Below are 12,577 nucleotides of genomic sequence, written 5' to 3'. Positions count from 1 at the left end.
CAAACCCCACGACATTAAAGATCAAAAGATCGCAGGCTTCGCCAGCTCCTACAGGGGATCGCGTACGGCGTAGGAGCTGCCGAAGGCTGCGATCTTTTGGGGACGCCGGATAAATGGATGTCATACGCAACGCCCCGGTTCGCGGCGGACCTGCTGGCCGGCCTCAAGCAGCGTCGAGCAGGCCCGCACCCGGCGGCCATCGCCCAGGCGTACCCAGCAGTCCTGGCAGGCGCCCATCAGGCAGAAGCCGGCGCGGGGTTCGGCGCTGAAGTCGCTGCCGCGCAGGTGTTCGCTGCAGGTCAGCACAGCGGTCAGCAGGGTGTCGCCGAGCAAGCCACTGGCAGGCACGCCGTCGAGGGTAAAGTCCAGGGCCGGGCGGTCGCCTTCGGCCAGTCGTTTCAGCAGAGCCATGGCGCCCTCATTGTTTACCCACCAGAACCCGATCCAGGCCGTAGACCCGATCGAGCAGAATCATCGTCAGCGCGGTCAGCGCGATCACCAGGGCCGACACCGCCGCCATCATCGGATCGATGGATTCGGTGGCGTACACGTACATGCGCACCGGCAAGGTTTGCGTGGCCGGCGAGGTGACGAAGATCGACAACGTGACCTCGTCAAAACTGTTGATGAACGCCAGGAGCCAGCCACCGGCGACCCCCGGCAGAATCATCGGCAAGGTGATTTGCCGGAACAGCGTGAAGCGTCCGGCACCCAAGGATTGCGCGGCGTGTTCGGCGCTGCGGTCCAGGCCGATGGCCGACGCCAATACCAGTCGCAACACATACGGCGTGATTACCAGCACATGCGCGAAGATCAGCCAGGCGAAGCTGCCGTTGACGCCCATCAGCGCGAACAGGCGCAGCAACGCCACCCCCAGCACCAGGTGCGGAATGATGATCGGCGACAGGAACAGGGCGTTGAAAAAGTCCCGTCCGGGGAACTCGAAGCGGGTGATCGCCAGCGCCGCCGGCACCGCAATCAGCGTCGCCAGACTGGCCGCGCTGAAGGCCAGGATCAGGCTGTTGTAGAACGCATCGACAAAGTCCGCGCGTTCGAACACGGCGCGGAACCAGCGCAGGGAGAAATCCGTGGTCGGCAGGCTCAGGGTGTTTTCCGGGGTGAAGGCGACGAGGCAAACCACCACCAGCGGCGCGAGCATGAACAGCACCACCAGGGCATGGAACAGCAGGGCGAAAGGACCGTTTCTGGACATGACGAATTATCCCAATGACTTCTTGTAGCGGCCTTCGATCATCCGGTTCCACGACAGCATGATCAGCAGGTTGAGCAACAGCAGGGCCACGGCAATCGCGGCGCCCATCGGCCAGTTCAGCTCCGACAGGTACTGGTCGTAGATCAGCGTGGCGACCATCTTCAGCCGGCGTCCGCCGAGCAGTCCGGGAATGGCGAAGGAGCTGGCCGCAAGGCCGAACACGATCAAGGTGCCGGAGAGCACGCCGGGCATGACCTGCGGCAACACCACTTTGCGTATCACCGTGAAGTGGCTGGCGCCCAGTGACAGCGCAGCCTGCTCGGCGGCCGGGTCGAGTTTTTGCAGCGAGGTCCAGACCGGAATGATCATGAACGGCAGCATCACGTGGACCAGCGCGATCACCACTGCGAACGGCGTGTAGAGCAGCTTCATCGGCGAGCCACCGAAGGCTTGCAAGGTCTGGTTGACCAGCCCGTCGGCGCCCAGCAACAGGCTCCAGCCGAACGCCCGCACCACCACCGAAATCAGCAGCGGCGTGAGGATCAGAATCAGGAAAATCGAACGCCACGGTGCGCCCATGCGACTGAGGATGTAGGCCTCGGGCACGCCGATCAGCACGCAGAGCAGGGTGGTCAGGGCGCTGATCCACATCGTGCGCAGAAAGATCTCGTAGAAGTACGGATCGCCCAGCAGGCTGCTGTAGTGGGCGAAGGTGTAGGCGTCGCTGTTGATCCCCGCGCTGTAGTCGAAGACGTTCAACGACAACACCAGCGTCAGCAGCAGCGGGATTGCCAGCAGGCCGACGTACAACGCCAGGGCCGGCGCCGACAACACATACCCTTGGCGTCCCTGGCGGATGGCGGCGAGCGTATTCATGCCGACACCTCGTCGGCACTCAGCACCCGCAGCAGTGCCGCGTCCCAGTCGAGGCCGACCGCCGTGCCTTCGGCCAGTGGCGCCGAGCCGTCGTTGCGACGCACCACGCAGAGTTCGCCCAGGGTTGTTGTTACGCCGTACAACCACTGGCTGCCGAGGAAGAAGCGGCTGGCGATCTTGCCTTGCAGACGACCATGGCCTTTTTCCCGCAGATCGATTTTTTCCGGGCGCAGGCTTAACGACAGTTCGCCGTTGCCGGTGTTGCACACCTGAACCACACCGGCGCCATCTCGCTCACCGGGCAGCAGATTGGCTTTGCCGACGAACCCGGAAATGAACTCGGTGCGCGGATGTTCGTAGAGGGTGTAAGGGGCGTCGATCTGGGTGATGCGCCCGGCCTGCATCACCACCACCCGATCGCTGATCGACAGTGCTTCGGACTGGTCGTGGGTGACCATCAGCGTGGTGATCCCGACTTCACGCTGGATGCGGCGGATTTCGAACTGCATCTCTTCGCGCAAATTGGCGTCGAGGTTGGACAGCGGTTCGTCGAGCAGCAACACCGGCGGCTCGATCACCAACGCCCGGGCCAGTGCAACACGCTGGCGCTGGCCGCCGGAAAGCTCCCGTGGATAACGCTCGGCGTGCTGGTGCAGGCGAACCAGTTTCAGCACCCGGTCCACCCGTTGCTGCAACTCACCGTTGGGCACTTTGCGCATGCGCAGGCCGAAGGCGACGTTGTCTTGCACGGTCATGTGCGGGAACAGTGCGTAACTCTGGAACACCACGCCCAGGCCTCGGCTGGCGGGTTTGGCGTGGGTGATGTCGCGACCGTCCAGCACAATCCGCCCGCTGCTGACTTCGACGAAGCCGGCGATCATTTGCAGGGTGGTGGTTTTGCCGCAGCCGGAGGGGCCGAGCAGTGAGACGAACTCGCCTTTTTCCACCGACAGGTTGGTGGCGACGACTGCGTCGATCTCGCCATATCGTTTGCCGAGGTTTTCAAGCTGCACAAAGGCCATGACTGCGCTCCACCTGAGATTGTTATGCGTCGCCAACGGCGCGCTTTTTTGTATGGGCAGATACGAAAAGATGTTGCGGGGGGTGTTGGCGCTCGACGTGTGTCGGCTGCCGTTGTTGTTCGAATCGCCCCTGTATGGACGCAGAGTAGGACGAAGAATAGGATGGGCTCAATAACCTATTTCACTGAAGCGATGACTATTTTCAGTTTTATTCAGTGAGTAAATTTATTGATGAGAAATCAAATGTCAGATTCCACTGATCGGAATGAAAACAAAAATGAAGTCGGTGTCGGTGCGGTCTCAAGACTGTTTGCGGTGCTGCGCAGCCTGGGTGACACCGTCGAGGGCGGCGAACGCGTGACGCAACTGGCGCAGCGCATCGGTTTGTCGCAACCGACTACCCACCGCTTGCTGCGCAGCCTGATGGACGAGGGCATGGTCGAACAGGACGCCCGCAGCAAGCGCTATCGCCTGAGCTTGGAGTTTTTTGCCTTGGCGGCCCGCGCCGGCAATACCAACAACCTGCGCGAACTGGCGCGGCCGGCATTGCTGCGGTTATCGGCATCGTTGGGTGATTCGCTGTTTTTACTGGCGCGCAGCGGCTTTGATGCGATTTGTCTGGACCGCAGTGAAGGGCCGTTTCCGATCCGCACATTTACCGGTGACATCGGCGGGCGGGTGGCGCTCGGCGTGGGTCAGGGCAGCCTGGCGATTCTGGCATTCCTGCCGCAAGAGGAACGCGACACGGTGATTCACTACAACTTGCCGCGGCTCAAGGATTTTCACCTGTATGACGAAGTGTTCCTGCGCTCGGAAGTCGAGAATGTGCGCGCGCTCGGGTACGCCGGGCGCAACACCGGCGTGTTGCAAGGCATGGCCGGCGTAGCGGTGCCGATCCTCGATCGCGACGGCCGGGCAGTGGCGGCGTTGAGCGTGGCCACGATCAGTGATCGCCTGGGGCCGGATCGTTTGCCGACCGTGGTGGAAATGCTCAAGCGCGAAGCGGCGTTGATCGGGCCGCGGATCAATCCGTTCGACCCGCTGTTGCGCAGGCCTTCGCAGGTGTTTGGGCAGGGGTGACCACAACCCGGATCAGAACTTCAGTGTCTGCTTGAGCATCTGCGCCGCCGGTGTGTCACTCGGGCTGACCATCGCGTAGTTGTACCCGGCATCCGACCAATACTCGGCCTGCAGTTCGCCGTCGCTGCGGCTGCCACGGGGCAGGAGGAAGTTTTTCGGCCCCGGTGGCCGGACGTAGAAGCTGACTTTGTGGCCGCCCTGATCTTCGTAGACCACCATCGCCGCCGGCCCTTGTTCGGTACTGAGCAAACGGCCGCTGACCGGTTTGTAGCCAGCCCCCGCCAGGTTCGGCAGACGATGGGCCTGGCTGAAATAGCGGTCGAGCCAGCCTTGCATGTCGCCATCGTCGCTGACTTGGTAATCCGCCGGCAGGATGCCTTGCTGGGCAATCAGTCGGTAGGCCTGCATCGCATCGGCCATCGGCAGTGGGGGACTGACCAGAGTCATCTCCCGCGCGTGCCAACCGCCCAATCCGCCGACGCTGACCGCAATCAACAACACCGCGGCACTGGCCAGATGACGGCGCGACTGGCGTTTGAGGCGCTGGCGAATCAGCGCCGGGTCAAGTTGCGGGTTGGCCGGTTGCTGCAAGGCGCCGCTCAGGGCCGCGCGCAATTGCTGGGCGTCCTGCTGCCAGGCGCGCACTTGCGCGGCCACCTCGGCATTGCTGGCCAGATAAGTGTCCACCTGATGTCGGTCGGCATCGCTGAGTTGGTGATCGACGTAGGCGTGCAGGTCACGCTCGCTGGGCGGCATGCTGATCATTTGAGTCTCCGCAGGGAAGGGCGGGTGATTTCGCCGTCGCTGAGCTGGCGCAAGGCCTGGCGCGCGCGGGACAGGCGCGACATTACGGTGCCGGTGGGGACGTCGAGAATCTCGGCGACCTCCTTGTAACTCAAGCCTTCCACCGACACCCAGAGCAGCAGCGCGCGCTGTTCGGTGCTGAGCTGATCGAAGGCTTGCAGGGTCGATTGGGCGATTACCGTGCGTTCTACCGAAGGCTGCGCATCGTCGCGCCCGGTAAAGAATTCGAGCATCCGCGCATACCGCCGGGATCGGCGGTGGGCGTCGAGAAACTGCCGATAAAGAATCGAAAACAGCCAGGCCCGCAGGTCGCCCTCCGGACGTTTAGCGCTCCAATTCGACAGCGCTCGTTCCAGGCTTGCCTGCACCAGATCGTCGGCACTGCTGGGGTTGCGCGTCAGCGACACGGCGAAGCGCCGCAGCCTGGGAATGATTTCACGCAATTGTCCGTCGATGTTGTTCATGGAAAAGGCGTGTTCTCTGGCTGTGATGAATGGCACTGACAAGAAGGACGCCGGCCACCGTGGTTTATTCCTTCGTCGGGGAAAACTATTACTTATTTGTGTAGGAGATTTCTGAGGGGTTTGTAATCCATGTAATGGCATCGAACTTCGCGGCTCAACCCATGCAGCAAGCTCAGGCAGTCAGCCCAGCCTCTCATCAGGCTGCGCAGAACCACCCGTGCTTGAACGTAAATATTGAGCCTGAAGAGAATTTTTTTTATGCAAGAGTGCAAAATTCCCCTTGAGTCGGCATCGATTTGTTCGCTGCTTCCGAACAACAACACCCATGACGCGTGGCCACAATTCGGTCGAGGGCCGACGGTTGAGCCTGAGTATCTTCTGATCCATCACGCCGTCGAGGCGCAAGCCGCCGCCAGACCTCAGGGCATTGCCGCCCATTGTGAGGGCGAAACCATCAGCTATGGTGAGCTGAACCGGCAGGCCAACCGACTGGCCACGCTGTTGCGTCAGCAGGGCGTCGCCCCGGGTGATCACGTGGCCTTGTTTGTGGAGCGTTCGATCCCGATGCTGGTGGGAATGTTGGCCGCATTGAAAGTGGGTGCTGCCTACATCCCTCAGCACGTAGGGATTACTCCCGCCGCGCAATTGCGCCACATCATGGACGTGGCCTCGACGCGAGTGGTGCTGACACTGTCGAGCCTCGAGTCGCGAATTCCTCTGACGTCGCAGCAACACTGCACTTGCCTCGATGAGTTCATGGAGGTTGCGTCAACACCCGCTGATGACCTGAATGTGGCCTGTTCGCTGTCATCGAGCCCGGATCGATTGTGCTTCGTGCTATTCACCTCCGGCACCACCGGCCTGCCCAATGGGGTTCGGGTGACCCATCGCAATGTGTGCAATATTTTGCTGACAGCCCCTGGCAATCTCGGCATGCGGCCTGGGCTCAAGGTCGGACAGATACTTAACATCGCCTTTGACATGGCGGCCTGGGAAATACTCGGGTGTCTGGCTCATGGTGCGACCTTGATGATCCGTGGCAAGGACATCGCCCAGACGGCCGAACAATGCGATGTGCTGATCGCTACGCCTTCGATACTCGGCACACTCGATCCATTGCGGTGTCAGCAAGTCAAGGTAGTGGCCCTTGCCGGGGAGCCATGCCCGCAGCCCCTGGCTGATCGCTGGTCCTCGTTCTGCACTTTTTACAATGCCTGCGGCCCGACCGAAACCACGATCGTCAACACCATGCAGCATTACAGGGGCGCAGGTGCATTGACGATCGGCAAACCCACGCCCAACAACACGGTGTACGTGCTGGATGAGGCGGGCCAGCTCTGTCAGGCGGGTGAGCAAGGTGAGATGTGGGCGGGTGGCGACTGTGTGACCGCCGGTTATTTGAGTAACCCGACGCTGACCGCCGAACGCTATCGGCCCGATCCGTTTCTGGGGCAGGGCCGGATGATGTTTCGCACACGTGATCTGGGGCGTTGGACAGCGAACGGCGAACTGGAACACCTGGGACGTGTCGATGACCAGGTCAAGGTCAGAGGGTTTCGGGTGGAGCTTGACTCTGTTTCTACGGTTCTGGAGTCATCTGATCGCTGCGAGCGGGCGGTCACGTTGAAACTCGACAGTCGCCATCTGGTGGCCTTCGTCTATCCCGTTACCACGGACATCGATGATGCAAGACGGCGCTGTGAAGAGCGGCTTGCCTATTATTGCGTCCCTTCGCTGATCCTCGCCGTGGAGCACATTCCGCTGACCTCACGCGGCAAGGTCGACAAACGCTTGCTGCTGGAGTGGGCGATGACGCACCAGGCTGACGCGACGACCCGGCAAGGGGTGAGCGCATGAAGGGGGGGAATCCGGATACCGCACTGCCGGTCAAGCGCGTACTGTGGCGGCGATTGGGGACGTTGCCGATATTTTCGCATTACAACCGCCTGCTAGCCCTGGTGCTTGCACTCAATATCGCGGCACTGGCGCATGGGTTGACCGCCGGGCAGTGGTGGACATCCACGGGGATAGTCCTTGAGGCGCTGTCGGGATTGGTGGTGGCGAATCTGTCGCTGGCGATTTTGATTCGCCAGCAGTACATCATCAATCTGCTGTTCTGGCTGGCAACCCGGGCGCCCACTTCCTGGCCGCTTGCGATACGCCGCTCACTGGCCAAGGTTTACCACTTCGGCGGCTTGCACAGTGGCGGGGCGCTGGCGGCGATTGGCTGGTTCGCGGTGTTGATCGGCTCCCTGGCCTGGCATTGGACTGAAAGCTTGGGCGGCGTTTCCCTGGCGCTGCTCGGGGTGAGCACCGGGTTACTGGGGATCTTGCTGCTGGTGGCCGTCATGGCTCACCCGCGGATTCGCGGGCGTTTTCACAACGGCTTCGAGCGAATGCACCGCTTTGGTGGGTGGACCGCACTTGCCCTGTTCTGGGTATGGAGCGTTCTGTTTACCCGGGACCAGAGCCCGCAGGCCTCCGTGAGCGAGGCGCTGTCGACGTCGGTGGCATTCTGGATGCTGATTGTGTTGACGTTCAGCATCGCCTTGCCATGGTTTCGTCTGCGCAAAGTACCGGTGCAACTGATCAGGCCTTCTTCTCATGCGGTAATAGCCCGTTTTGACCATGTCACGCCGTTTGCCGGCTCCTCCAACGCCATCAGTCTCAACCCGCTGATGGAGTGGCATTCCTTTGCCAATATTCCCGCACCGGGTGAAGCGGGTTTTCGCCTGATCATTTCCCGGGCAGGTGATTGGACCGGCGAGTTCATCGAGCAAATGCCGACGCATGTCTGGGTCAAAGGCATTACCACCGCTGGCGTGGCGCACATCGAAACCCTGTTCAAATCGGTGGTGTACATCGCCACGGGCAGCGGCATCGGCCCGGTGTTGCCCCATTTGTTGGCCAGGCAAGTACCGATACGGCTGGTCTGGTCGACCCGCAGCCCGCGAAAAACCTACGGTGACGAACTGGTGGAAGAGATCCTGCGGGCCAATCCTGATGCCTTGATCTGGGACACCGATGTGCTCGGCAAGCCAGACCTTGTGCAACTGGCTTATGACGCGGTTCGCTCGTTCGGTGCCGAGGCGGTGATCTGCATTTCGAACCAGACGCTCACCCAGCGAGTGGTTGAGGAAATGGAAGGGCGGGGCATTCCGGCGTATGGCGCAATCTGGGATTCCTGAAGTGTGCCAAGAGCGTTTTGTCATTCAAACATTTCACATCTATTTAATGAGATCACCATGCACACATTGATCGAACGTCATGATCGAGTCGTATTGATTCGTCTTAATCGCCCGCAGGCCAGGAATGCTTTGAGTTCGGCCCTGATGCGCGAACTACTGGACACGTTGCAACGGTTGGACCGCGACCCCGGAGTCGGCTGTTTCGTGATCACCGGGACGGCAGATTTTTTTGCGGCTGGCGCCGACATCAAGGAGATGTACGGAAAGTCTTACCTGGACATGGTCCATGAGGATTATTTCGCCGATTGGGAAGCCTTTGCCGCGTTACGTACGCCCAAGCTGGCCGCTGTTGCCGGTTATGCATACGGTGGTGGCTGTGAGTTGGCCATGATGTGCGATCTGATCTTTGCTGCGGATAACGCTCGTTTTGGCCAACCGGAAATCAGGTTGGGAGTGATGCCTGGAATGGGCGGGACCCAACGTCTCACACGCCTGATAGGCAAGTCGAAGGCCATGGACATGATTTTGACCGGACGCTCGATGTCGGCCGAAGAGGCCGAGCGGGCAGGGTTGGTGTCGCGGGTAATCGTTGCCAGCGATCTGCTGGAGCAATCCTTGGCCGCAGCGCAGATCATTGCCGGTTTCGCTAAAACCGCCACACTCGCTGCGCGCGAGTCAGTGGACCGGGCGCTGGAGTCAGGGCTGCGTGAGGGCCTTCTTTTCGAGCGAAGAGTGTTTCATGGTTTGTTTGCCACGGAGGGGCAACAGGAAGGTATGCAGGCTTTTTTGCAGAAGCGTGAGCCGAGTTTTAACCCGGTTTGACCAACCTTGAGGATTCGTCGCTAGCGGTGCTTTGAAAGAAACTACAGTTCAGGGGGAATAATCCTACGTGACGTTCGTCTCATAGCTCTTTCCCCCTGTGGCCTACGGCCCCGGAGACTTTCATGGTTGATCGCTCATCTACATCAGGGCCATCTCGGCCGCCCCTGAGCACCGCGAGCCTGACGTTGCGCCTGACCGGCATTGCCGTGGTGGTCGCCGCGCTGGCCGGGGCTTTTGCCTACGTCAACGGCACACTCGACCCACAGCGCCTGACGCCGAAAGCGTTGATCAATGTGCTGGAGAAAAACAACGGCGTGCACCCGGGGTTCCGTCGTAACCACGCCAAAGGGGTGTGCGTGATCGGGCATTTCGAGAGCAGCGGCCAGGTGCGCGAGTATTCCAGCGCCCAAGTGTTCAATGAAGCGCGGACCCCGGTGGTCGGGCGTTTCGCGCTGCCTGCCGGCAACCCTTACGCGCCGGACAACAGCGTGCCGATCCGCAGCCTGGCGTTGCGCTTTACCCAGGCCAACGGTCAGCAGTGGCGCACCGGGATGAACAGCATGCCGGTGTTCCCGGTGGGCACGCCCGAGGCGTTCTATCAGCTGCAACAGGCGCAGTCACCGGACCCGGCCACCGGCAAACCGAACCCTGCGGCGGTGCCGGCGTTCTTCGGTTCTCACCCGGAAACCGCGCCGTTTCTTGCCTGGATCAAGACCGCCAAACCTTCTGCCAGTTATGCGACCGAGACGTATAACAGCGTCAATGCGTTTTACCTGGTGAACGCAGCGGGGCAGCGGCAAGCGGTGCGTTGGAGCATGACCCCGGTTGCTCAGGATGGGGCGGGCGCGACGGCACCGGAGGGCGCTGACTTTCTGGAGAAGGATCTGGTTCAGCGTTTGTCCGCAGGACCGCTGCGTTGGCAGTTGAACATTACCCTGGCGAACTCTGGGGACCCGGTCAACGACGCGAGCAAGGCCTGGCCCAGCGACCGAAAAGTTGTGAACGCCGGCACTCTGGTGCTCGAAAGCACCCAGCCGCAACTCAATGGCGAGTGCCGCGACATCAACTACGACCCACTGGTATTGCCCAGCGGTATCGAAGGTTCCGACGACCCGTTGCTCGCCGCTCGTTCAGCGGGTTACGCCAGTTCCTATCTGCGTCGCACCAGCGAAGTAAATCAATTGCCCAACGCCAAACAGGAGTCTCGACAATGAGCGCTCAACCGAATCATTTCGCACCCCTGGCGCGACTGCTGCACTGGCTGATGGCGTTGATGATCATCGCGATGTTGTTTATTGGAGCGGGCATGGTGGCCTCGGTGTCCGAGCGCCATGAGTGGTTGATCCACCTGCACAAGCCTTTGGGCATTGCGATTCTGTTGTTGGTGGTTGTGCGTCTGGCCGTGCGTTTTTCGACCCGGCAACCACCGCTGCCGACGAACCTGCCGGGTTGGCAGGTGCTCGCGGCGAAGGCTTCGCATGTCTTGCTGTACGCCTTGATGCTGATTTTGCCGCTGCTGGGCTGGGCGATGATTTCGGCGGCTGGCGATCCGGTGATGCTCAGCAGCTCGTTGCAACTGCCGTCGATCCTGCCGGCGAATGCGCAGGTGTTTGCATTCCTGCGCAAGGCACATAGGTATCTGGCGTATCTACTGTTCCTGACCGTGCTGCTGCACCTGGCGGCGGCGTTGTTTCACAGTTGGGTGCGCCGCGATGAGGTGCTGGACAGCATGTTGCGGGGCAGGGACCGTGGATGAGTCGGGGGACTGCCGATAACTGTGGCGAGGGGGCTTGCCCCCGTTGGGCTGCAACGCAGCCCCAAATGCGGTTGGTCAGACGCTCCTGCGTCTGATCGATTTACGACTGCTGCGCAGCCGAGCGGGAGCAAGCTCCCTCGCCACAGGTGTTGGGTGTTTTGGCGGCGAGCGTCAGCCACCAATAGATCAACGCTACGGCGTTGATGCCCGCACCCAGCCAGCACACCGCGATCCAGCCGCCCCAGGCATACATCGCCGTCGAACCGATCGAGCCCAAGGCGCTGCCGATCGAATAGAACAGCATGTAGCCGGCGGTGAGTCGGCTTTGCGCTTCGGGGCGCACGCTGTAGATCATGCTCTGGCTGGTGACATGGACGGCCTGCAAACCCAGATCCAGCGTAATCACCCCGAGCAGCAGCGCCCACAGCGAGGACTGAGTGAGGGCGATGGGCAGCCATGAGGCGAGCATCAGCAACAACGACAGTCCGCTGGTCCATTGACCCAGGCCACGATCGGCCAGATGCCCGGCGCGAGCCGCGGCCAGTGCGCCGGCAGCCCCGGCCAGCCCGAACAGCCCGATTTCGGTGTGGGACAGTGAAAGCGGCGGGGCGCTCAACGGCAATACCAAAGGGGTCCACAGCACCATGGCACTGGCGAACGTCAGCAGGGCAAGGATGGCCCGTTGACGCAACACCGGTTCTTCCTTGAACAACGTGAAGACTGAGCCGATCAGCGCGCCGTAAGCGCTATTCGGTCGCGCGTCTTCGTGCCTGGGCAGCACACGAAACAACAGCAGCGCCATCACCAGGGTCAACCCGGCGGACAACAGATAAATCGAGCGCCAACCAGCCAGGTCGGCCATGCCGCCGGCTACCGTTCGTGCCAATAGAATGCCGACGACAATGCCGCTGGTGATCACGCCTACCACACGTCCACGTTGCGCCGGGATGGCCAGCGTCGCGGCGTAGGCCACCAGGACTTGCGTCACGACCGCCAGTAGCCCGGTCAGCGCCATGCCGAGCAACAGCCAGGTGCTGCTCGGCGCTAACGCGATCATCAACAAGGCCAGTGCCGACAGCAGGGTTTGCAAGACGATCAATCGGCGACGGTTGAGCAGATCTCCCAGAGGGACCAGCAACAACAGGCCCACGCCATAACCGATCTGAGTGAGGGTGATGACGATACCGATGGTTGCCGGGTCCATGGCGAAGGCTTCGGCCATGGCATCGAGCAATGGTTGTGCGTAATACACATTGCCGACGGCCAGGCCGCAGGCGACGGCAAACAGCAGCACCACGGCGCCGCTTAACGGGTGGTCAGGTTTCATCACAGGCTTCCTTGTGTGGTTTCAA

The 12,577-nt window shown here is 61.3% G+C and carries 13 protein-coding genes; 6 read left to right on the top strand and 7 right to left on the bottom strand.

The annotated features are described in order from the left end of the window. Positions 1 to 120: 120 nt before the first annotated feature. The 4 genes from LOY36_RS18195 to LOY36_RS18180 are packed head-to-tail and all read right to left on the bottom strand — an operon-like array spanning position 121 to position 3,111. Complete coding sequence (locus LOY36_RS18195) at positions 121 to 411, bottom strand: (2Fe-2S)-binding protein (protein ID WP_258669651.1); 291 nt, start codon at positions 409 to 411, stop codon at positions 121 to 123. Between the two features lie 7 nt (positions 412 to 418). Beyond that, positions 419 to 1,213, bottom strand: a complete 795-nt coding sequence (locus tag LOY36_RS18190; RefSeq protein WP_019580025.1) for an ABC transporter permease — start codon at positions 1,211 to 1,213, stop codon at positions 419 to 421. A gap of 6 nt (positions 1,214 to 1,219) precedes the next feature. Further along, positions 1,220 to 2,089 (bottom strand): ABC transporter permease, encoded by an 870-nt coding sequence (locus LOY36_RS18185; RefSeq protein ID WP_019648426.1) that lies wholly within the window; start codon positions 2,087 to 2,089, stop codon positions 1,220 to 1,222. Continuing rightward, positions 2,086 to 3,111 carry an ABC transporter ATP-binding protein gene (locus tag LOY36_RS18180; RefSeq protein ID WP_258669645.1) on the bottom strand — a complete coding sequence of 342 codons (1,026 nt, stop codon included), beginning with the start codon at positions 3,109 to 3,111 and terminating at the stop codon, positions 2,086 to 2,088. Before LOY36_RS18180 ends, LOY36_RS18185 begins: the two co-directional genes overlap by 4 nt. Positions 3,112 to 3,354: 243 nt before the next feature. Between LOY36_RS18180 and LOY36_RS18175 the strand changes: the two genes are divergently transcribed. Further along, on the top strand, positions 3,355 to 4,191 hold the full coding sequence (locus tag LOY36_RS18175) for an IclR family transcriptional regulator (protein WP_018925445.1): 837 nt from the start codon (positions 3,355 to 3,357) through the stop codon (positions 4,189 to 4,191). Positions 4,192 to 4,203: 12 nt separating this feature from the next. On the opposite strand, the gene LOY36_RS18170 is transcribed toward LOY36_RS18175, so the two are convergent. Together LOY36_RS18170 and LOY36_RS18165 are read right to left on the bottom strand one after the other, a co-directional pair. Next, positions 4,204 to 4,956, bottom strand: coding sequence for an anti-sigma factor (locus LOY36_RS18170; RefSeq protein ID WP_019648428.1), 753 nt, complete (start codon positions 4,954 to 4,956; stop codon positions 4,204 to 4,206). Then, positions 4,953 to 5,459, bottom strand: coding sequence for an RNA polymerase sigma factor (locus LOY36_RS18165; protein WP_019648429.1), 507 nt, complete (start codon positions 5,457 to 5,459; stop codon positions 4,953 to 4,955). Before LOY36_RS18165 ends, LOY36_RS18170 begins: the two co-directional genes overlap by 4 nt. Before the next feature lie 258 nt (positions 5,460 to 5,717). Here LOY36_RS18165 and LOY36_RS18160 point away from each other — a divergent pair, with 258 nt between their 5' ends. The 5 genes from LOY36_RS18160 to LOY36_RS18140 all read left to right on the top strand — a co-directional run bounded on the left by LOY36_RS18160 (position 5,718) and on the right by LOY36_RS18140 (position 11,225). Continuing rightward, the gene (locus LOY36_RS18160; RefSeq protein ID WP_258669615.1) at positions 5,718 to 7,316 is read left to right on the top strand and encodes an amino acid adenylation domain-containing protein; all 1,599 of its coding nucleotides are present in this window, start codon (positions 5,718 to 5,720) and stop codon (positions 7,314 to 7,316) included. After that, positions 7,313 to 8,647 carry a hypothetical protein gene (locus tag LOY36_RS18155; RefSeq protein WP_258669612.1) on the top strand — a complete coding sequence of 445 codons (1,335 nt, stop codon included), beginning with the start codon at positions 7,313 to 7,315 and terminating at the stop codon, positions 8,645 to 8,647. Before LOY36_RS18160 ends, LOY36_RS18155 begins: the two co-directional genes overlap by 4 nt. Before the next feature lie 57 nt (positions 8,648 to 8,704). After that, entirely contained in the window at positions 8,705 to 9,469 is a 765-nt protein-coding gene (locus tag LOY36_RS18150) for an enoyl-CoA hydratase-related protein (RefSeq protein WP_309475218.1), read from the top strand. A 122-nt stretch (positions 9,470 to 9,591) separates the two neighbouring features. Next, the gene (locus LOY36_RS18145) at positions 9,592 to 10,683 is read left to right on the top strand and encodes a catalase family peroxidase (RefSeq protein WP_258669609.1); all 1,092 of its coding nucleotides are present in this window, start codon (positions 9,592 to 9,594) and stop codon (positions 10,681 to 10,683) included. Then, on the top strand, positions 10,680 to 11,225 hold the full coding sequence (locus LOY36_RS18140; RefSeq protein WP_258669605.1) for a cytochrome b: 546 nt from the start codon (positions 10,680 to 10,682) through the stop codon (positions 11,223 to 11,225). The genes LOY36_RS18145 and LOY36_RS18140 overlap by 4 nt, the downstream gene beginning before the upstream one ends. A 100-nt stretch (positions 11,226 to 11,325) precedes the next feature. Here LOY36_RS18140 and LOY36_RS18135 read toward each other — a convergent pair whose 3' ends face one another. After that, complete coding sequence (locus tag LOY36_RS18135; RefSeq protein ID WP_258669602.1) at positions 11,326 to 12,552, bottom strand: MFS transporter; 1,227 nt, start codon at positions 12,550 to 12,552, stop codon at positions 11,326 to 11,328. Between the last annotated feature and the right edge of the window lie 25 nt (positions 12,553 to 12,577).

Origin of the sequence: Pseudomonas sp. B21-019 (assembly GCF_024749225.1) — a bacterium.
Classification (GTDB): Bacteria; Pseudomonadota; Gammaproteobacteria; order Pseudomonadales; family Pseudomonadaceae; genus Aquipseudomonas.
Note: the sequence above shows the minus strand (reverse complement) of the source record. Positions and strands in the feature narration are given on the sequence as shown.